21 protein-coding genes are annotated in these 18,559 nt (G+C 71.0%); 8 read left to right on the top strand and 13 right to left on the bottom strand.

The genetic code is table 11. The annotated features are described in order from the left end of the window. Positions 1 to 151: 151 nt before the first annotated feature. Complete coding sequence (locus ACQPWW_RS01045) at positions 152 to 679, top strand: SRPBCC family protein (protein WP_433128206.1); 528 nt, start codon at positions 152 to 154, stop codon at positions 677 to 679. A 20-nt stretch (positions 680 to 699) separates the two neighbouring features. Here ACQPWW_RS01045 and ACQPWW_RS01040 read toward each other — a convergent pair whose 3' ends face one another. Continuing rightward, the gene (locus tag ACQPWW_RS01040) at positions 700 to 1,407 is read right to left on the bottom strand and encodes a DUF2786 domain-containing protein (RefSeq protein WP_433128204.1); all 708 of its coding nucleotides are present in this window, start codon (positions 1,405 to 1,407) and stop codon (positions 700 to 702) included. A 126-nt stretch (positions 1,408 to 1,533) separates the two neighbouring features. On the opposite strand from ACQPWW_RS01040, the gene ACQPWW_RS01035 reads away from it, so the two are divergent. Continuing rightward, a complete protein-coding gene (locus ACQPWW_RS01035) occupies positions 1,534 to 1,974 on the top strand; it encodes a hypothetical protein (protein ID WP_433128202.1) in 441 nt (146 codons plus the stop codon). A gap of 54 nt (positions 1,975 to 2,028) precedes the next feature. On the opposite strand, the gene ACQPWW_RS01030 is transcribed toward ACQPWW_RS01035, so the two are convergent. Beyond that, positions 2,029 to 2,418: a hypothetical protein gene (locus ACQPWW_RS01030; RefSeq protein WP_433128200.1), complete on the bottom strand. Its 390-nt coding sequence runs from the start codon at positions 2,416 to 2,418 to the stop codon at positions 2,029 to 2,031. A gap of 155 nt (positions 2,419 to 2,573) precedes the next feature. On the opposite strand from ACQPWW_RS01030, the gene ACQPWW_RS01025 reads away from it, so the two are divergent. Beyond that, positions 2,574 to 3,917: an ABC transporter substrate-binding protein gene (locus tag ACQPWW_RS01025; RefSeq protein WP_433128198.1), complete on the top strand. Its 1,344-nt coding sequence runs from the start codon at positions 2,574 to 2,576 to the stop codon at positions 3,915 to 3,917. 65 nt (positions 3,918 to 3,982) lie between these two features. On the opposite strand, the gene ACQPWW_RS01020 is transcribed toward ACQPWW_RS01025, so the two are convergent. Further along, positions 3,983 to 4,726: an enoyl-CoA hydratase/isomerase family protein gene (locus ACQPWW_RS01020; RefSeq protein ID WP_433128196.1), complete on the bottom strand. Its 744-nt coding sequence runs from the start codon at positions 4,724 to 4,726 to the stop codon at positions 3,983 to 3,985. Beyond that, positions 4,723 to 5,580 carry a 3-hydroxyacyl-CoA dehydrogenase family protein gene (locus ACQPWW_RS01015; protein WP_433128194.1) on the bottom strand — a complete coding sequence of 286 codons (858 nt, stop codon included), beginning with the start codon at positions 5,578 to 5,580 and terminating at the stop codon, positions 4,723 to 4,725. The genes ACQPWW_RS01020 and ACQPWW_RS01015 overlap by 4 nt, the downstream gene beginning before the upstream one ends. A 177-nt stretch (positions 5,581 to 5,757) precedes the next feature. Here ACQPWW_RS01015 and ACQPWW_RS01010 point away from each other — a divergent pair, with 177 nt between their 5' ends. After that, positions 5,758 to 6,045, top strand: a complete 288-nt coding sequence (locus ACQPWW_RS01010; RefSeq protein WP_091396025.1) for a hypothetical protein — start codon at positions 5,758 to 5,760, stop codon at positions 6,043 to 6,045. A gap of 43 nt (positions 6,046 to 6,088) precedes the next feature. On the opposite strand, the gene ACQPWW_RS01005 is transcribed toward ACQPWW_RS01010, so the two are convergent. Then, entirely contained in the window at positions 6,089 to 6,868 is a 780-nt protein-coding gene (locus ACQPWW_RS01005) for a class I SAM-dependent methyltransferase (RefSeq protein WP_433128192.1), read from the bottom strand. Between the two features lie 54 nt (positions 6,869 to 6,922). On the opposite strand from ACQPWW_RS01005, the gene ACQPWW_RS01000 reads away from it, so the two are divergent. Beyond that, the gene (locus ACQPWW_RS01000) at positions 6,923 to 7,312 is read left to right on the top strand and encodes a PPOX class F420-dependent oxidoreductase (RefSeq protein WP_433128190.1); all 390 of its coding nucleotides are present in this window, start codon (positions 6,923 to 6,925) and stop codon (positions 7,310 to 7,312) included. A gap of 110 nt (positions 7,313 to 7,422) precedes the next feature. Here the strand turns inward: ACQPWW_RS01000 and ACQPWW_RS00995 are convergent, their stop codons facing one another. Then, the gene (locus ACQPWW_RS00995) at positions 7,423 to 7,632 is read right to left on the bottom strand and encodes a BldC family transcriptional regulator (protein WP_007073996.1); all 210 of its coding nucleotides are present in this window, start codon (positions 7,630 to 7,632) and stop codon (positions 7,423 to 7,425) included. A gap of 250 nt (positions 7,633 to 7,882) precedes the next feature. Then, positions 7,883 to 8,722 (bottom strand): hypothetical protein, encoded by an 840-nt coding sequence (locus ACQPWW_RS00990; RefSeq protein WP_433134055.1) that lies wholly within the window; start codon positions 8,720 to 8,722, stop codon positions 7,883 to 7,885. Positions 8,723 to 8,915: 193 nt separating this feature from the next. Between ACQPWW_RS00990 and ACQPWW_RS00985 the strand changes: the two genes are divergently transcribed. Both ACQPWW_RS00985 and ACQPWW_RS00980 read left to right on the top strand, forming a co-directional pair. Continuing rightward, complete coding sequence (locus ACQPWW_RS00985; RefSeq protein ID WP_433128188.1) at positions 8,916 to 9,998, top strand: Glu/Leu/Phe/Val family dehydrogenase; 1,083 nt, start codon at positions 8,916 to 8,918, stop codon at positions 9,996 to 9,998. Between the two features lie 304 nt (positions 9,999 to 10,302). Next, positions 10,303 to 10,518 (top strand): DUF3073 domain-containing protein, encoded by a 216-nt coding sequence (locus ACQPWW_RS00980; protein ID WP_030332207.1) that lies wholly within the window; start codon positions 10,303 to 10,305, stop codon positions 10,516 to 10,518. A gap of 136 nt (positions 10,519 to 10,654) precedes the next feature. On the opposite strand, the gene amcA is transcribed toward ACQPWW_RS00980, so the two are convergent. The 5 genes from amcA to ACQPWW_RS00955 form a co-directional block, all read right to left on the bottom strand. Continuing rightward, positions 10,655 to 10,882, bottom strand: a complete 228-nt coding sequence (gene amcA / locus ACQPWW_RS00975) for a multiple cyclophane-containing RiPP AmcA (protein WP_355029613.1) — start codon at positions 10,880 to 10,882, stop codon at positions 10,655 to 10,657. Further along, complete coding sequence (gene amcB / locus ACQPWW_RS00970) at positions 10,851 to 11,954, bottom strand: cyclophane-forming radical SAM peptide maturase AmcB (RefSeq protein WP_433134052.1); 1,104 nt, start codon at positions 11,952 to 11,954, stop codon at positions 10,851 to 10,853. Before amcB ends, amcA begins: the two co-directional genes overlap by 32 nt. 126 nt (positions 11,955 to 12,080) lie before the next feature. Then, the gene (gene purM / locus ACQPWW_RS00965; RefSeq protein WP_357805659.1) at positions 12,081 to 13,235 is read right to left on the bottom strand and encodes a phosphoribosylformylglycinamidine cyclo-ligase; all 1,155 of its coding nucleotides are present in this window, start codon (positions 13,233 to 13,235) and stop codon (positions 12,081 to 12,083) included. Between the two features lie 59 nt (positions 13,236 to 13,294). Beyond that, complete coding sequence (purF, locus tag ACQPWW_RS00960; RefSeq protein WP_433128185.1) at positions 13,295 to 14,833, bottom strand: amidophosphoribosyltransferase; 1,539 nt, start codon at positions 14,831 to 14,833, stop codon at positions 13,295 to 13,297. Between the two features lie 166 nt (positions 14,834 to 14,999). Then, positions 15,000 to 15,353, bottom strand: coding sequence for a sterol carrier family protein (locus ACQPWW_RS00955; RefSeq protein WP_355029616.1), 354 nt, complete (start codon positions 15,351 to 15,353; stop codon positions 15,000 to 15,002). Between the two features lie 161 nt (positions 15,354 to 15,514). Here ACQPWW_RS00955 and ACQPWW_RS00950 point away from each other — a divergent pair, with 161 nt between their 5' ends. Continuing rightward, positions 15,515 to 17,602 (top strand): hypothetical protein, encoded by a 2,088-nt coding sequence (locus ACQPWW_RS00950; protein WP_433128183.1) that lies wholly within the window; start codon positions 15,515 to 15,517, stop codon positions 17,600 to 17,602. 200 nt (positions 17,603 to 17,802) lie between these two features. Here the strand turns inward: ACQPWW_RS00950 and ACQPWW_RS00945 are convergent, their stop codons facing one another. Then, on the bottom strand, positions 17,803 to 18,558 hold the full coding sequence (locus tag ACQPWW_RS00945) for a 2-phosphosulfolactate phosphatase (protein WP_433134050.1): 756 nt from the start codon (positions 18,556 to 18,558) through the stop codon (positions 17,803 to 17,805). Position 18,559 lies beyond the last annotated feature (1 nt).

Here is an 18,559-nt window from a genome sequence, read left to right as displayed (position 1 = left end):
CTGCACCCCGGCCCGGTCGTCCGGCCCGTTCGGCGCGGTTACCCGCTTTCCGGCGGGGCATCCCGTCCGTGGCGGATCGACAACGGCCTGTCTGGAACCGGGCACCGTATGAAGCTGCACACGCGGGCATCAGCCGGTATGGTCCGGGCCTATGGGACAGGAAATGACTGATCCGGCCGACATCCGGCAGGACGTCGACCGGTTCTCCTTACGGTGCAGCCTCCACGTCCCGAGTTCCGCCGAGCGGGCGTTCACGGTCTTCACCGACGAGCTGACCGACTGGTGGGTCACCGAATACACCTGGTCCGGCCCGGACGCGCTTGCCGAGCTGGGCATGGAGCCGCAGGCTGGCGGCATGCTCTACGAGATCGGCCCGTACGGCTTCCGCTCCGACTGGGGTCGGGTGCTCACCTGGGACCCGCCGCGCCGGTTGGTCTTCGTCTGGCAGATCGGCCCCGACCGGGCGCCGGTGCCGGACCCGGCCCGCGCGAGCGAGGTCGAGGTGCTGTTCCAGTCCGAGGGGCCGGAGCGCACCCGGGTCGAGCTGGAGCACCGCCACTTCGACAGGCACGGCGAGGCGGCCGAGGGGTATCGCGAGGCGCTCACCGCCGGCTGGCACGAGTTGCTCACCCGCTACGTCGCGACTGTGTCACGGCACCAACCCACCACCCCCGCCTGACCGCCGCCGTCCCGCGGTCGTCAGTGGCCGAGTTGCCGTGCCGGTGCGGTGTTGCCGCCGAGGTTCCGACCACCCAGATCCGCGTGGCGGCCGGCCTCCGCCCCCGACCCGAAGCCGGTGCCGCCCAACCTGCGTGGCGGTGCGGTGCGCAGCCGCGGGTACTGCTCGGTGAGTCGCCGCTGCACCCGGTCGGACCGGTCGGCAAGGACCAGTGCCACCGACGGGACCCCCGACTCGCTGGCCGCCGCGGTTTCCGCCGCCCAGAGCCGGCCTCCGATCACCTCCGCGAACCCGGCCAGCCAGGACCGGCGGAAGGCGGCGGGGTGGTCGTCCGCCGGCACCGCGGTGGCGGCCAGGCCGTGCGCCGCCTGCACGAGCAGTGAGGTGAAGAGCAGATCCACCCGCTCCAGATCGCTGGCGAAGCCGAACAGGTGCAGTGCGAAGCCGTTGCCCTGCCGGCGGCGTACGCAGCGGCAGCGCAGTGGTTCGGCGACAGCGGCGAGCAGGCCGACCTTGTCGCGGGCGTAGGGGGCGACGATGTCCAGGACCCGGTCGCCGACCGGGTCGGTGGTCGGGTCACGGACCGCGAGCAGCGCCCGGTCCACGCCGTAGCGGGCGATCAACTCGGTCGCCTTGGCGGTGAACGCCTCCGCCTCGGCGGGTGTGCAGGCCGGGTCCTCGGCTTGGGCGAGCAGCTTACGCACCTTGCTCAGCATGGCCTCGGACATGAGTACAGAGCTATCACACGGGTCGGACAGCACCGGGGCCGCGGCGCAGTCGATCGATCGTTATCATCGTCACGATCGATGATCAGTCCAATACGGACGGTCAATCAACCGCTTCCGGAGGAATGCATGTCATCCCCAACCGCTCGGCTCCTCGCCGTCGCCACGGCCACCGCACTGCTCTCCGCCGGTGCGCCCGCACAGGCCGAACCGACCGGACCGGTCACGCCGGTCAGCGCGGGGCCGAACATCTTCGCCCCACTCGCCACCTGCTACGGCGGCGCGGTCCGGTCGTACTTCGAGACCGGCCGCTACGGCGGCCAGGCCGGGCAGTTCCGCACCACGACCCGCTGTCGCGACATCAACGTCCGCAACGCGAGCGTGTACGCCACGGAGGCGTGCGTGATCTTCGTCGACAAGACGAGCGCCTGTAACTACTGGACCTACCTCCCGGCCAACTCGGGTTGGATCACGGTGGCGACAAACGTCCGGGACGGGGTGAACTTCCAGGTCCGCTTCGAGAACCTGCGGTACGAGTACGAGCCCCTGATCGCGTACCACGCGTTCTGAGGGACCCGTGCGGTCGCGGCGCCCGTCCCGCCGGACGCCGCGACCGCACGGGCGTCACTCGGCGCGGCTGCGCAGGGTGGCGATCGTCGACCCGGCGAGGGTGAGCAGGCAGTCCGGGAGCAGCCCGTCGGCCGCCGCGGCGCCGAACAGCGCCGCTCCGGTCGGTTCGTCCCGATTGGCGTACGCGCTGACGAAGCGGGCCACCCAGCGGGTGTCGTAATCGGCCTGGTCGATGCCCGGAAAGTCGAGAGCCGCCCCGCTGGCCGCTGGCGTGTCGCCGACCATCGTCGCGGCCAGGCACCAGGCGACCCCGTACGCGCCGTCGAGGCCAGCCCGGTCGACGACCGCGTCGAAGGCACCCACCACCGCGTCCCCATCTCCGGTGAGCGCCGAGCGGAGCACGGCGGCCGCGTCGTCGAACGTCTGCTGTGGTAGGTCCGTCACGCAGCGCACAGTAGGACGGGCGGTCAAGTGACCAAGCGACCGTCACTGTCCGTGTTCAACGCGAGCTACCTGCGCTTTACGCCACCTCCACGGTCCCGTCGATGGCGTCGGCACGCTAATGTGCGCAGCGGACCTTCGCCGGAGGAAGGACGACCATGTTCGTATCACGCCGCTCGCGGGTAGCCACACTGGCTGCCTGCGCGACGATCCTGCTCGCCACAAGCGCCTGCGGGGATGACAAGGCCAAGGAGTCAAGCGCCCAACAGGTGCGCCTCTATGGCACGGACGGCAACATGCTCAACTCCTATCCCGCGGAGCTGAAGGAGCGGGCAAGTCTCGTCGACGGGATGAAGGGCACCACGCCGCTCACCCCGTTGCCCGACGACTTCAAGAGCCGGTTACGGGCCGTCAATCCGGCACTGACGGACTACCTGTACTCCGCCGAGACGTACGACGCGGTGGTGATCGCTGTGCTCGCCGCCCAATTGGCCGGCAGCACCGACCCGGCTGCCATCGCCAAGCAGATCGTCGGTGTGACAAACGACGGGCAGCGCTGCGAGGACCCGGCCACCTGTCTCACACTGGCCCGTGCCGGGCAGGACATCGAGTACCGCAGCGTTTCGCTGACCCGGGCGGGGTTCACCGACAAGGGTGAGCCGGCCACCGCGAGCTACGCCACGCTGACCTTCGACGGGCAGCAGATCAACGACGGCAAGACCGAGTTCGTCGGCGCGGGCATCGAGTCGGCGGCGAGCACCAAGACGCCGCCGAAGCCGAAGAAGCAGCGGCCGACCGTGGACCCCGACCAGAAGCCGCTGATCCTGGGCGGCCTGCTGCCGAAGACCGGTGACCTGGCGATCGCCTACCCGCCGATGGCGGCCGGCGCCGTGTTGGCGATCCGGGAGGTCAACGCCGCCGGCGGCGCGCTGGGCAAGCCGGTGACCTGGCTGGATGGCGACGACGGCACGAGCCCGGTGGTGGCCAAGGCAACGGTGGCCAGGCACGTGACGGACGGCGTCAGCGTGATCATCGGCGCTGGCGGCTCGGGTATCTCCCGGGAGGTGCTGCCGGACGTGGTGCAGGCCGGCAAGATCCTCTTCTCCCCGTCCAACACCGACAGCGGCCTGACCGACGTCGAGGACCGGGGCCTCTACTTCCGCACCGCGCCGCCGGACAGCCTCCAGGGCCGGGCACTGGCCGATGTCATCCTCCGCGACGGATCGCAGAAGATCGTCATCGTCGCCCGCAAGGACTCCTACGGTGAGGGCCTCCAGGGCACCGTCCGTGACGAGCTGGAGAAGGCCGGCATCGCGGGCGACCGCCTCAAGCTGCTCACCTACGAGCCGCCCGCCGACGCCAAGGCTCCCCCGGTGGACTTCTCCGGTGGCGCCAAGGAGATCAAGGACTTCGGCGCGGACGCCGTACTGATCATCGGGTTCGGTGAGTCGGCCTCGGTGATCCGTTCGCTGGCCGACAGCGGGGTGCAGATCCGGCACTGAGCACCACCGCAGCCCCGAAACGGCCGCACCGGCAACCGCCGGTGCGGCCGTTCCCCGTTCAGCGATCAACGGGTCCGACGGCGATCCAGGAACTCGGTCATCCGCCGGTGCTTCTCCTCGTCCTCGAAGAGCACCGCCTGGCTGACCAGGTCGAGGTGTGGGTGCGCGGCAGCGGGCGCGTCCACCGCCAGCTTGGTCAGCCGCACCGCCAGCGGGGAGCCCAGGGCGATCTCGTCAAGCACCCCGTGCGCCACAGTGAGCAACTCGTCGGGCTCGTCCACCACCCGGTTCACCAGACCGATGCGCAGCGCCTCCGCGGCGTCCACCCGTCGACCGGTGAAGAGCAACTCCTTGGCCCGCCCCTCACCGATCAACGCGGGTAGCCGGTGGGTCGCGCCCGCGCCGGCCAGGATCCCCAACCGCACCTCCGGCTGGCCGAAGACGGCCCGCGCCGTGCACACCCGCAGATCGCAGGCGTACGCCAGTTCCGCGCCACCGCCCAGCGCCGGCCCGTCGACGGCCGCCACAGTGGGCATCGGCAACGCCCGGATCCGAGCGAACGCCGCGGAATTGATCGCGGCCAGGGCGTCCACGCGGCCCCGCTCCCGGAGCTGGGCGATGTCGGCGCCACCGGCGAAGATGCCGGCCGTGCCACCGGTGAGCAGCAGCAGCCGGGGGCGCGCCTCCAACTCGGCGCAGACCTGGTGCAGTTCGGCGATCAGGTCAGCGTCGATGGCATTGCGCTTCTCCGGCCGGTCCAGGGTCACCACCAGCCGGTCCGGCCGCTCCTCGATCCGCAGCCCGCTCACTGCTTGACCCCGCCGTTCCACCTGTAGAAGCCGTGCCCCGACTTCTTGCCCAGCCGCCCCTGGCCCACCATCTCCACGAGCAGCGGCGGCGGCGCGAACCGCTCCCCGTACGCGGCCTGCAGGGTACGGGCGATGTCCAGCCGTACGTCGAGGCCGACCAGGTCGGTGAGCTCCAACGGCCCGATCGGGTGCCGGTAGCCGAGCACCATCGCCTTGTCGATGTCGGCCGGGCTGGCCACCCCGTCGGCGACCATCCGGATCGCCTCCAGTCCGAGGGTGACCCCGAGTCGGGAGGTGGCGAAGCCGGGCAGGTCGCGTACGACGACGGGGTCCTTGCCCAACCGGCCGGCGAGCGCGACGGCCGCGGCGGTGGTCTCCTCGGCGGTGGCCGGGCCGACCACGATCTCCAGGAGGGCCATCGCCCAGACCGGGTTGAAGAAGTGCAGGCCGAGGAAACGCTCGGGCGCGTCCAGCCCGGCGGCCAGCTCACCGATGGCGATGCTGGAGGTGTTGCTGGCCAGCAACGCCGGGCGCAGCGCCGCGGCGTCACGCAGGACCGCCCGCTTCAGGTCGAGCCGCTCCGGCACCGCCTCCACGATCACCTCGGGGGCGGGGGCGACCTCGGCGAGCGTCGGTCGCAGCGTGACCCGCTGCCGGTGCGTGGCGGCCTCGTCGGCGCTCAGCTTTCCGCGCTGCACGGCCCGCTCCCACAGCTCGGCGAGCCGGTTCAGCGCGGTCCTGCCCCGCTCCGGGTCCACCTCGACCAGTTCGACGGTGTGCCCGGCCCCGGCCGCCACGTACGCGATGCCGAGCCCCATCGTGCCGGCGCCGACGACCACGAAACGTCCGCTCATCACGCCTCCCTGTCCCGCCTGCCGGCGCGCGGGGTCCCCGCCACACCGAGCCGGGTGTTTCGCCTGCTCCGCTCGCTCATGCTGCGACCCTAGACAGCTCGACGATCCGGCCCATGCTTGGGGGAGCGCGGGATCGGGTAATGACGGCCCGTCAATCGAGGGAAGGAACCAGTCGACATGAGCCAGGCACCGGAGAGCGTCACCGACGGGGAGATCGTGGAGACCCGGGGCGACGAGCGGGTCGAGCTGCTGCGCGCGGACACCAACAACGACGGCAAGACCGATGTGTGGGTGGTGGACACCGACGGCGACGGCAAGGCCGACCTGTTCCAGTTCGACACCGACGGTGACGGCAAGGTGGACATCACCATGGTCGACATCGACGAGGACGGCCAACCGGACGAGGTGGTCGACGGCGATGGCGGCCTCCCGCCCGAGCAGCTCCCGCCGACCGTCCAGGTCTGAGCGGTACGACGGCCCCCGCGCTGGCTGGCGCGGGGGCCGTCGCTCACTCGGCGAGGCGCAGGGTGGCCAGGTAGTAGGGGGCGTCCCGGTCGTCCACATCGGTCAGCCGCCAGCCGGTGCCGTGCACCAGCGAGGCGAACTCGTCGGCCGAGCAGACCAGGTAGTCGAACCACTCGGTGCTCAGCTCGCGGTAGCGCAGCCGGAGCCGGAGTTGGCCGCCGAGCCGGCCCCGACGGCGGTTGCGCTCGTGGTAACTGGTGTGCAGCGGGTCGCGGGTGCCGTACGGGTCGGTGCCGTGCGCGATGATCTGCGCTCCCGGTCGGGCCAGCGCGGCGAGCGCGGCCAGGAACCCGGGGGCACGCTGCCGACCCTCGAACAGCCCGAGGTTGTTGCCGAGCAGCAGGAACGTGTCGTACCGCTGACCGTCGGCGACGTGCGTGTCGACGGTGCCGTGCACCAGCCGCCGGACGCCACGACGCCGGCTGACCGCGAGCGCGCCCGCGGAGGTATCCAGCCCGGTGACCGGTACGCCGCGCTCCTGGAGCAGCAGCGCGATCCGGCCGGCGCCGGTGCCGATGTCGAGCGTCTCGCCGCGTACCCGGTCCACGGCCCGGTGGTCGTACGGCTGCCACTCCTGCGGCCCGTCCAGGTAGTGCGCGGCCGGAGCGCCGTTGATCAGACCGTCGTCCCGCTCGATGATCTCGATGACCGGCCGGGGTAGTCGGCCACCGACCAGCGGTCGGGGGCCCACCCCGGTGGCCACGGCGAGCGTGTCCCGCAGCAGTTCGCCGATCACGTCACCGATTTGAGGATCGCCTGTCACGGGGTTCACGCTATCTGTCCACTCAGCGGCCGGTAGCGGTCGTATCCTGGCGGCGTGACCACGCTGGACCGGCTGTCGGCCGAGAAGTACATCCTGCTCACGACCTTCCGCAAGGACGGTCGGGCGGTGCCGACCCCGGTCTGGGCGGTCCGCGACGGTGAGGCGCTGGCGGTCTGGACCGGAGCCGACTCGGGCAAGGTCAAACGGATCCGCAACAACGGCCAGGTGACGGTGGCGCCCTGCGACGTGCGGGGGCGTCCGCACGGGGCGGAGGTGCCGGCGCACGCCACGATCTGTGGCGGCGGTGACACCAGGCGGGTTCGTGATCTGCTCAAGCACAAGTACCGGCTGATCGGCCGGCTGAGCCTGCTGGGCAGCCGGTTACGCCGCGGCGAGGGCGGCACGGTGGGCATCCGCGTGACGCTGGCCGAGGGCCGGCGCTGAGCGTGACGCTTACCGAGGGCCGGCCCTGAGGTCGGTCGGGCCTCGCCCCGGCCATGGAAAGGGGCGGCGGATCGAGATCCACCGCCCCTGACCGGAAAAACTGGTGCCGCTCAGTCGCCCTGCCGCTGCTGCGGGATCTGACCCTGCAGCAGCGCCCTGACCTCCGACTCGCGGTATCGACGGTGGCCACCCAGGGTGCGGATGGCGCTGAGCTTGCCCGCCTTGGCCCACCGGGTCACCGTCTTCGGGTCGACACGGAACATCGACGCCACCTCGGCCGGCGTGAGTAGCGGCTCTGGTTCGTGCGTTCGCGATGCCATCGGTCACTCCTCCACATGTATAGACATCGGCCGGGGTCCCGCCGGCCGACGCGTCTCCCATGGTCCGGCTAGTCCCCGATGTCCGACATGGGCCGAACGGATGAAGGTCCCTAGACGGACGGATGAACCATGCCCGATTTTTACGACTTTTACACGGCAGAATCTACCTTATTCGGACTCATGATCACGGTTCGTGATGCGTCAACTACGAGCGCAACTCACCTTGGGAGCGCTCCTACGGGCATTTGCCCTAATTGCACCGCTCCAACAGCTGCACCGCGCGCCACCGGGCCACCAACTTGTCGTACGCGGCGGACGCCTCCTCGGCCTCGCCCCGCGACAGCCCCGCCAGGCCCTCGGCGACCAACTCGGGCGAGTCGTCCGCCGCGAGAGTCTCGTCGGAGAGCAGGTCGACAAGGCCGCCGTAGTCCAATTCGACGACCGACCGGGGATGGAACTCCTCCAGCCAGCGAGCCGCCTCCTCCACCGCCTCGGTGATCGGCGCCTCGCCCACCGACTTGCGCAGCACGGACAGCGCCCGTGACGACCGCCGACGAGCCTTGGAGATCTCCGTGCGGTAGCGCAGCGCCCGTCGGCCCGACTGGGTCACCAGGTCCCGCTCGGCCGGCTCGAAGAGCACGAACCAGCGCAGCGGCACGCCCCACGTGGCGATCTGCTCGTGCACCCGGGGCACGCCGTGCTCCAGCACCCGGGCCCCGCTGCGCCAGTCGTCGACCACCGCCCGGGCCTGCCCGGCCAGCACCGGCGGCACGAAGGCGTCGGCGAGTACCGAGGGCACCCCGTCCCGGGCGCTGAGCGCGGCCTCAGCGACCCGGATCCGCAGGTTCCACGGGCAGACCAGCAGGCTGTCGTCCGTCTCCAGGACGTACGCCTCCTCCGGCAGGTCCGGCAACCGGGTCCAGCCAGCGCCCAGCGCCTCGATCACCGCCGTCCGTTGCCGGCCCGGACCCTCGGCCGGGGCCACCGCCCTCCCCTCCGAGACGTAGCGGCGCCAGTAGCTCTGCCGGTCTCGGTCGAAGGCGGTCAACGGTTCGTACACGCGCAGGTAAGAAGCGAAGAGCGACGGCACCGCGCGATCCTCCCACGAACCGCACCCGTACGCGGTCAGCGGCCGGACCACGCGCGCCGCAACGTGGGACGGCGGCGGCGTGTCGAGCGCTCGCACGGCGGCCGATACTAGGCTCGATCACACCGGCAGCATCCCCGCCGGCGTCCACCAGGTCCGCGTCCCACAAGGGCGCACACCACTCCAGGAGCCAACAATGGGTGTATTCGCGAGCACCGACGACCCGGTATCGACAGGTCACGAACAGGTCGTGTTCTGCCAGGACAAGCAGAGTGGCCTGAAGGCGATCATCGGGATCTACTCCACCGCGCTGGGTCCGGCGCTCGGCGGCACCCGCTTCTACCCGTACGCCAGCGAGGAGGACGCCCTCGCCGACGTGCTCGACCTGTCGCGCGGGATGGCGTACAAGAACGCGCTGGCCGGGCTGGACCTGGGCGGTGGCAAGGCCGTCATCTGGGGCGACCCGGAGCAGATCAAGAGCGAGGCGCTGCTGCGCGCGTACGGTCGCTTCGTGGAGTCGCTGGGCGGCCGCTACTACACCGCCTGCGACGTCGGCACGTACGTGGCGGACATGGACGTCGTGGCCCGCGAGACCCGCTACGTGACCGGACGCAGCGTGGAGCACGGCGGCGCCGGCGACTCGTCGATCCTCACCGCCTGGGGCGTCTTCCAGGGCATGCGGGCGGCCGCCGAGCACGTCTGGGGCACTCCGAGCCTGCGGGGCCGGAGGATCGGCGTGGCCGGGTTGGGCAAGGTCGGCAAATACCTCACCGGGCACCTGCTCGAAGACGGCGCCGAGGTGGTCGCCACCGACGTCAACCCGAAGGCCCTGGCCTGGGTACGCACCAACCACCCGCAGGTCACCCTGCTGGACGACGTCAGCGCGCTGGCCGCCGCGGACATCGACGTGTACGCGCCCTGCGCGCTGGGTGGCGCCCTGAACGACGACACAGTGCCGGCGCTGCGCGCCAAGGTGGTGGCCGGTGCGGCGAACAACCAGCTCGCCCACCCGGGCATCGAGAAGCTGCTGGCCGACCGGGGCATCCTCTACGCCCCGGACTACGTCGTCAACGCGGGCGGCGTCATCCAGGTGGCCGACGAGATCGAGGGCTTCAACTTCGAGCGGGCGAAGCTGCGGGCGACCGGGATCTACGACACCACCCGCGAGATCCTGCGCCTGGCCGACGCCGAGGGCGTGCCGCCGGCGGTGGCCGCGGACCGGCTGGCGGAGCGGCGGATGGCGGACATCGGCCGGCTGCGCGGAATCCACCTGCGCTGAGCGTTCCTCCCGGAGGCGGATCGACGGGATCCGCCTCCGGGCCCCCCTGGCCGGCTCGCCCTGGGTAGGCTGAAGTCGGGTCAACTTTGATGCGGTTTGTCCGGTGTCACGGGTGCTAACCGTTCCGCTCCTTACCCGGTACACTGGGTGACGGCCGGATCGACGCGACGCGCAGAGCCGGCTGACGGTAACCCGAGGTGCCGAACGTTGGCATCCCCATGTACCGTAAGAGCCACGAGAGATGCCTGACGTCATCGGGGCCCGCCTTCGGGCTGCCCCGCATTCTGTGCGAGGGGGTCGAGCCATGGGGCGCGGCCGTGCTAAGGCCAAGCAGACGAAGGTGGCCCGGGAGTTGAAGTACCACTCCCCGAACACCGACCTCACCGCCTTGCAGCGCGAACTGGCGGGTGCTGGTAAGTCTGAGCACCACTTCGACGACGACTCTAAAGAGTTCGTCGACGACGATGATGAGGATCACGCGGACGACGACCCGGATCCCTGGGTCCGTCCGACCCGCTGACCTCTCGACGCAACTGAGCACGCGGTAAGGCCGCGTGCTCACGCACGTTCCGTGCAGGTGCAGTAGCCGACGATCAGGGGCCTGACCCGACCGGAGCTATTCCGGTCGCTCGACAGGCCCCCGATCGTGGCTCACCTCAGCGTGGGCGGTTGTTCCAGTTGTAGAACGTCGGGATGTTCTCGAAGTGGTTCCAGGCGCAGACCGCGCTGGCGCCGTCGCTTCCCGAAACCTCGGAGCGGAGCCTCCGCGCGTCCTCGGCCTCCTGTAGCAGCGCGATGAGCGCGGGACCCGCCTCCCGCACCCGTTCGGTGACGCCGTCGTCCGCTTCGCGCTCAGGGCGCCGGTGACTGGTGGTCTCGGGCATGCTCCAACACTCCCTCCAATAGGCGGATCTTGCTGTTGCGGCAGTGCTCGGTCTCGGTACCGTCAAAACGCCCCAGCTCGAAGTAACGGTTGGCGGCATGGCCGCCCCCGCAGAAGCCGAAGTACGGGCAGGAGACCCGGCACGCCTCCACCCCAGCCAGGAACTCGCCGACCCACGGCGTCGCCGCCGCACCGGCGAGGATCTCCGCCAGCGGGGTCCGCAGCACGTTGCCACTGCTGAAGTCGCCGTAGCGAGGGTCGCTGAAGCCGGCCAACTCCGGGGACAGCACGATCACCGAGCCGTCGTGACCGATCGTCGGGATCGGGTCCAGTTGGCGGGGCAGCACCCCGTCCGCCGCGTTGTCGAGCACGGCCGCGGCATAGCGCAGCGACCACTCGATCTCGCGCAGGTGGATCCGGGGCTCCCGACGCCAGGCCGCGACCAACTCGGCCCAGAAGCCGGTCACCGCCGCCGGGTCGTGGCTGTTGTCGCGGGTGTTGACCCCTTCGGTCTCCTCGATGTTGACGCCCAACACGTCGCAACCCAGATCGAGGAAGTAGTCGTACAACTCGGTGGCGAGCCCCGGCTCCGGACGGGACACCACGGCCAGCGCGGAAAACGGCAGGCCGTGCCGACGCAGTGTGGCGATGCCCCGCACGATCCGGTCGTACGCCGGCTGGCCACCCCGGTTGACCCGGTCACCGTTGCGTGCCCGGGGACCGTCGACGCTCACGCTCACCCGCATCTCGTGCCGGGTGAAGAAGTCACACCAGTCGTCGTCGATCAGGGTGGCGTTTGTCTGCACGTGATGCTCGACCTCGGGCCCGAACGGAGCCATCAGGTCGGCCAGGTGCTCCCGGCCGGCCGCCAGCGGCTCACCGCCGTGCCACACCACCGAGAACCGGCCCGTCGTCGCCCAGGGGTTGACCGCCGCCGCGACCGCCTCGGCCACCGCCACCGGCATCCGTCGGTCGGCGGAACGAAACGGCAGGTAGCAGTACGTGCAGTCGAGGTTGCACAGGGTGGTCGGCTGCATGACGACGTACGACGGGACGGCCGCCAGACCGCGCATCCCGCTGAACGCCTGTCCCCGAGCAGCCATCACCCTCCTCCGCCTAGCCTGAGCCCTTCAGGCTAGGCGGCATTGGCCACTCGGGTGAAGCCCTGATCAGGTGCCCGTACGATCACCAGCATGTGATCAACCTCGGGTGTGCTGACCGACCATCTGCACGTTGCCGGTGCCCTCGATGATCTCGCCGGCCTGCCACGCCTCGACTCCACGGCCGGTCAGGGTGGCCAGCGCGCGGTCAGCGTCCTCCGCCGACACGATCGCGAACATGCCGACGCCCATGTTGAACGTCGACTCCATGTCCTGGTCGTCGATGCGACCCTTGGACTGGATCAGGTCGAAGATCGGCTGCGGCTTCCAGGTGGACCGGTTGACCACCGCGTCGACGTGCTCCGGCAGCACCCGGACCAGGTTGCCGGGGATGCCGCCGCCGGTGATGTGGGACAACGCCCGCACCTCCGCCTCGGCGATCAGCTTGAGGCAGTCCTTGGCGTAGATCTTCGTCGGGGTGAGCAGCTCCTCACCCAGGGTCCGCTGCCGACCGAAGTCGTCGATCACGATGTCCAGTCGCATCCGGGCCGCGCCGAGCAGCACGTGCCGGACCAGCGAGTAGCCGTTGGAGTGCAGGCCGGACGAGCGCATGGCGATCACCACGTCGCCCACCTCGACCCGCTCCGGGCTGAGGATGTCGGCTTCCTCGACCACGCCGACACCGGTCGCGGAGATGTCGTACTCGTCCGGGCGGAGCACACCGGGGTGCTCGGCGGTCTCCCCGCCCAGCAGCGCGCAGCCGGCGTAGCGGCAGCCGTCGGCGATGCCCGCGCCGATCTCGGCGACCTTGTCCGGCACGACCTCGCCGGTGGCGATGTAGTCGAGCAGGAACAGCGGCTCGGCGCCACAGGCCACCAGGTCGTCCACGACCATCGCGACCAGGTCGATGCCGACGGTGTCGTGGATGTCCATCTGCTGGGCGATCACCAGCTTGGTGCCCACGCCGTCGGTGGAGGACGCCAGGATCGGGCTCTTGTACTTCTTCGTGTCCAGCCGGAACAGACCGGCGAACCCACCGAGGTCACCCAGCACCTCAGGGCGGCGGGTCTGACGCACCTTCGACTTGAGCAGCTCCACCGCGCGGTCGCCCGCGTCGATGGAGACTCCGGCGTCGGCGTACGAGACCGAGCGTTTGCGGGCCTGCCGGCTGGTGCCGGCCGTCCAGGGCTGTCGGTCGCCGCCGGCGCCGGTCGGGCTGCTTCCTGCGCCGCTGCGCTCGGACACGTGCGTCACGGTTCTCCCCTTTGGTTCTCGGTGCCGCGCCGACGGTGGCCGGGCCGCGCCGGTTGGTGCTACGGGCGGTTTGCGGTAACGCCACCCGGAGTGGCGACGGACGAGCCGTTGGTGTGCGGGGCTTCCGACGTCGAGTTCGCGACCCGTCGCCCCACCCCCTCGAGCACGTGCTTGCCGATCAGGTTGCCGGCCGGCAACTCGATCGGGTACTCCCCATCGAAACATGCCCGACACAGCCGGGTCTTCGGCTGCTCGGTTGCGGCGATCAGGCCAGGAAGGGAAACGTAACCCAGCGTGTCGGCGCCGATCGAGCGCCGGATGCCGTCGTTGTCCAACCCGTTGGCCAGCAGCTCCGCCCGGGTGGCGAAGTCGATGCCGTAGAAACACGGCCAGCTCACGGGCGGGGAGGAGATCCGGACGTGCACCTCCAGCGCCCCCGCCTCACGCAGCATCCGGACGATGGCGCGCTGGGTGTTGCCCCGGACGATCGAGTCGTCCACGACCACCAGCCGCTTGCCCCGGACGTTCTCCCGCAGCGGGTTGAGCTTGAGGCGGATGCCGAGCTGACGCAGGGTCTGCGACGGCTGGATGAAGGTGCGACCCACGTACGGGTTCTTCATGAGGCCGGCGCCGTAGGTGATGCCGGACGCCTCCGCGTAGCCGATCGCGGCCGGGGTGCCGGACTCCGGCACCGGGATCACCAGGTCGGCCTCGACCGGGTGCTCCTTGGCCAACTGCCGACCGATCTGCACCCGCGCCGCGTGGACGTTGCGCCCGGCGATCGTGGCGTCCGGGCGGGCGATGTAGACGTACTCGAAGAGGCAGCCCTTCGGCTCGGGCGCGGCGAACCGGGTGGAGCGCAGCCCGTTCTCGTCGATCGCGATCAGCTCGCCCGGCTCGACCTCGCGGACCACACTCGCGCCGACGATGTCCAGGGCGGCCGTCTCGCTGGCCACCACCCACCCGCGCTCCAGACGGCCGAGCACCAGCGGGCGGACGCCGTGCGGATCGCGGGCCGCGTAGAGGGTCGACTCGTCCATGAAGACGAAACTGAACGCGCCGCGCAGCTGCGGCAGCACCTCCAGTGCGGCCGCCTCGACCGACAGATCCGGTCGGCCGGCGAGCAGCATCGTCACCAGGGAGGTGTCGTTCGTCGAACCGTCCGCGATGAGGCCGCGCTCGGCGACCTCCTTCTCCAGCTCGGCGGTGTTCACCAGGTTGCCGTTGTGCGCCAGCGCGATGGTCGTGCCGGAGGTGGTGGACCGGATCGTCGGCTGGGCGTTCTCCCAGTTGGACGCGCCGGTCGTGGAGTAACGGGCGTGCCCGATGGCCAGGTGGCCGCGCAGGCTCGCCAGGGTGGGCTCGTCGAAGACCTGGGCCACCAGGCCGAGGTCCTTGTAGACCACCACGCCGGAGCCATCGCTGACCGCGATGCCCGCCGCCTCCTGGCCGCGGTGCTGCAGGGCGTAGAGGCCGAAGTAGGTCAGATTGGCGACCTCTTCGCCGGGCGCCCAGACGCCGAAGACACCACAGGCGTCTTGGGGGCCAGGTCGTTGTGGGTCAAGGTCGTGGCTCAGCCGGCCGTCGCCTCGGGGCACCTACCGCTCCCTCATGCTGGTCTGGACCGGCCGGGCGGGATCACGGACGGATCCACACTCGTCTGCCGGGACCACTCTCATCGCCTGACAGTGTACGCGAATCGCCATCGACACAGATAGTCACGTTTCCCATGCTGAGCGTCACGATGAGTGGGACATCGGACGATCAGAGGGGCAGATAGGCAGAGAGGTCCGCCCGGACCCCGCTCATCTGGACGCGGCCCTCGGTGACCGCCTCCGCCCACCCGATCCTCCCGGTAGCCAGCTCCAACCACGTGTCCGCGGCCATCTCGACCACGTTTGACGGGTTTCCCCTGGTGTGTCGAGGGCCGGGTACGCACTGGATCGCACCGTATGGTGGGACGCGCACCTCCACCGATCGGCCGGGGGCGCGCTCCGCGAGGACGGCCAACAGCGACCGGACCGCCTCTCGGAACACCGGCCGTTCGGGTGTACGCCCCTCGTCGAGCGCCGACAACGCCGCCGCGACGGCAGCGGACTTACTGTGCGGAGAGGACACGAAGGGACGATACGACCCGCAGGCCGAACACCCGACGTTGGCCCTGGGTCGCGCCGATCCAGTTGGACAAGGCATAGTTGCCGACGGCGTATTCGAACCGTGATGATCCCCGGCCCGGCGCCCCGCCGGTCGGAGGGAAGTCAGCCCGGAAGGCGGTGGACGTGTCAACACACCGACGTGCCTGGAAGCAGCGGGCCGGTGTGGTCGTAGCGCTGGTTGCCGGCGCTCTGCTCGCCGTCCCCGCCACACCGGCAATGGCCGCAGATGTCGAGGTCTCCCCCGACTCGATCACCGTCAACGCCGGCAGCGATGCCACGGTCACCGTGCGCGTTAACGGCGGCAACGACGACAAAAAAGGAACGATCAGTCTCTCTGGCCTGCCGTCTGGTGTCAGCTGCGCCGGCGGTTGTGGCGATTTCGACTTCTCCGGCGGCCTGGGCAACCCGGCAAAGTCGGTGCTGGTCAGGATCGCGGCCAACGAGAACGCTGGCGACGCGACAGCAACGATCACGGTCGCCGTTGAGGCCGATTCCGGCCCGGACACCGCCACCATCGCGCTGACCGTCAAGGGCAAGGCCGCCGCGCCGCCCCCGCAGGCGCAGACCGTACAGTCGATCTCCGGCAAGGTGGTCGTACAGGCCGACAGCAAGGCGGTGCCGAACGCGGTGGTCATGCTGCTGGACAGCACCGGCAAGCGCTTCGACACCACGAGCGACGGCAGCGGCAACTTCCGCTTCACCGGCAGCACGAGCAACCCGATCGCACCGGGTCGCATCGACCTGGGCGCCACCTTCGACAACGTGCAGGCCCGGAAGACTCTGAACGCCGCTGCCGGGCAGTCCATCACCGGGCAACGGATCAGCCTCGCGATCAAGGTCGAGGTGACGCCCAGCGCCACGCCGTCCGCCACCGCCGAGGCGGTTCCCAGCGAGGAGCCGGCCGACGAGGCTGGGGAGGACGAAGGCGCCGACGACGCCAGCGCCGGCCCTCCGGCGAACGCCTCGAACAACGAGGACGGCGGCGGCGGCGCGGGCTCGTACCTGATCATTCTGCTCGGTGGTCTGCTGGTGGCCGCCGGTGTGGGCACGATCGTCCTGCTCTGGATGAAGCGCAAGGACAACGGCGGCGACGACGACGCCCCGGCTGCGGCTGGTGGCGGCGGTGTGGTGCCGCCGGCACGGGGCGGTTTCCGCGGCCCCGACGACCCGACCCGGATGGTCGGCGGTCGGCCCGGTGGCGGAGCGGACCCAACAATGGTCGGCGGTGCGGCGCTGAGCGAGGCGCCGACGATGATGCACCGCCCGGTCGTCGATGACGTCCCACCGGACCCGTACGGCGCGCCGGCGCAGGCCTACGGCGGTGCGGGGCAGCAGGGTTGGGGCGGCGCCGGCTACGGCGACGAGCCAGCACCCGGCGGCTACGGGGCCGGCGGCTACGGCAACGCCCCCGCGTCGGGTGGCGGCTACGGCAACGCTCCCGCCTCCGGCGGCGGCTACGGCGCTCCGGCAGGTGCCGAGGGCGGCTACGGCGCCGGTGACGGCTACGGTGCGGCACCCGGTTCCGGCGCAGGTTACGGCGGCGCACCGGCCTCCGGTGGCGGCTACGGCAACGCGCCAGCGTCCGGTGGCGGCTACGGCAACGCCCCCGCCTCCGGCGGTGGGTACGGCAGCCGCGACTACGCCGCCCCGGCCGGGGGAACCGCCGCCTACCCGCCGGCTCCCGCTGGTGGAGCGGCCTACGGCGAGCGGTACGACGAGCCGACCGGCCGGTACACCGGCGACACCCAGTACCCGGCACCGGCCGACCCGTACGCCACAGGCGTCTACCAGCCGGAGCAGGGGCAGGGGTACGGCCAGCCCGACCCGGCTCCGTACGGCGGCCGGGCCGCCGAGCCGACCGCCGGGTATGGCGGCCAGCAGGCCGGCGGCTACGAGCAGGGTGGCTACGGCCAACCAGCCGGCGGGTACGACCAGGGTGGCGCCTACGGTCAGGAGCCTCCGCAGCAGCAACGCGGCGGCTACGACGACCGAGGAGGCTACGAGCAGGGCGGCTACGGCCAACCGGCCGGCGGGTACGAGCAGGGCGGCACCTACGGTCAGGAGCCTCCGCAGCAGCAACGCGGCGGCTACGACGACCGAGGAGGCTACGAGCAGGGCGGCTACGGCCAACCGGCCGCCGGTCGGTCCCGACCGGAGACCCCGCCGCCGACCGACCGGGGCGGCCGACGCCTCGACTGGCTGGACGACTGACCCACCACAGCGCACGGAAACGGCCACCCGGATCTCCGGGTGGCCGTTTCGCACTCAAGACCTACTCGTGGTCAATGAAGTCGCGGCATCCCGCCTGCCGGATACCCCGGTTTCCGGCAAGCCGAGTTGATCACCCCAGCGCCGCGGCATGGCTCGGCCTGGTCACCCCGACGCGCGGCGCGCTCAGCCTGATCGCCCGCTCAGGCGGCGGAGAAGACGCCCTGGTTGAGCACCGGCACGACGTCCGAGACGCCGACCCGGACGGCGACGTCCACGTCCTCGGCGAAGCCGCCCTCGGTCAGTTCCCGCCCGGAGACGCTTCCCCGCACGGCGGCAGGCACATCCGGGGTGCTCGCCAGCGCGGCGAGCGCCATGGCGGCCTCCACGGACAACCCGCCCGGTACGCCGGAGAGAGCGTCGAGCACCGAAGCGGCGCCGAGCTGGTCCTCCACCGACGGGCGCAGTGACCCGTCGGGCCACCGCTCCCCGGAGGCGATCACGCCGATCGGGGCGTCCACCGTGCCGTACCCCTGGCGGCGCAGCCACCGCCCGACGGCCCGGGAGTTGCGCAGGCACGCCGCGACCACCGGGAGGCCGGTGGCGCTGGCGGCGGCGCTGATGGCGGAGCCGTTCGGCGAGGGCAGGACCAGGTCCGCCACCACCGGTGCGGTGCTCAGCGCGGCGGGCGAGAGCGACCACGGATGCTCCGCGCTCACCCGTCGCCGGCCCACCGCCGCGACAGCGCCGACGCGCACCGCGTACTCGGCGGCCTGCTCACCCCAGGGGAACGGGTGCACCCGCATGCCCCGGGCGACCGCCACCTCCACGGCGGTGGTGAACGACAGCACGTCCACCACCACCAGCGCCGCGCAGACCCGACCGAGCTCGGCCGCCCCGGTCAGCCCCCAGTCGAACCGGGCACCGGAACCGGGTTGGCCGTAGACAGCGGCCGCCAAC

Source organism: Micromonospora sp. CA-240977 (genome assembly GCF_050942285.1).
In the GTDB taxonomy this organism is placed as follows: Bacteria; Actinomycetota; Actinomycetes; order Mycobacteriales; family Micromonosporaceae; genus Micromonospora.
This window is presented reverse-complemented; position numbering and strand designations above follow the sequence as displayed.

Bases quoted from the DNA above. Each gene is read 5' to 3' on its own strand.
- ACQPWW_RS00985 (WP_433128188.1), top strand. From the start codon at position 8,916: ATGGGTGTATTCGCGAGCACCGACGACCCGGTATCGACAGGTCACGAA.
- ACQPWW_RS01015 (WP_433128194.1), bottom strand. From the start codon at position 5,580: ATGAGCGGACGTTTCGTGGTCGTCGGCGCCGGCACGATGGGGCTCGGC.
- amcB (WP_433134052.1), bottom strand. From the start codon at position 11,954: ATGCGCGGTCTGGCGGCCGTCCCGTCGTACGTCGTCATGCAGCCGACC.
- amcA (WP_355029613.1), bottom strand. From the start codon at position 10,882: ATGCCCGAGACCACCAGTCACCGGCGCCCTGAGCGCGAAGCGGACGAC.
- ACQPWW_RS01025 (WP_433128198.1), top strand. From the start codon at position 2,574: ATGTTCGTATCACGCCGCTCGCGGGTAGCCACACTGGCTGCCTGCGCG.
- ACQPWW_RS01045 (WP_433128206.1), top strand. From the start codon at position 152: ATGGGACAGGAAATGACTGATCCGGCCGACATCCGGCAGGACGTCGAC.
- ACQPWW_RS01010 (WP_091396025.1), top strand. From the start codon at position 5,758: ATGAGCCAGGCACCGGAGAGCGTCACCGACGGGGAGATCGTGGAGACC.
- ACQPWW_RS00995 (WP_007073996.1), bottom strand. From the start codon at position 7,632: ATGGCATCGCGAACGCACGAACCAGAGCCGCTACTCACGCCGGCCGAG.
- ACQPWW_RS01035 (WP_433128202.1), top strand. From the start codon at position 1,534: ATGTCATCCCCAACCGCTCGGCTCCTCGCCGTCGCCACGGCCACCGCA.
- ACQPWW_RS01040 (WP_433128204.1), bottom strand. From the start codon at position 1,407: ATGTCCGAGGCCATGCTGAGCAAGGTGCGTAAGCTGCTCGCCCAAGCC.
- ACQPWW_RS00980 (WP_030332207.1), top strand. From the start codon at position 10,303: ATGGGGCGCGGCCGTGCTAAGGCCAAGCAGACGAAGGTGGCCCGGGAG.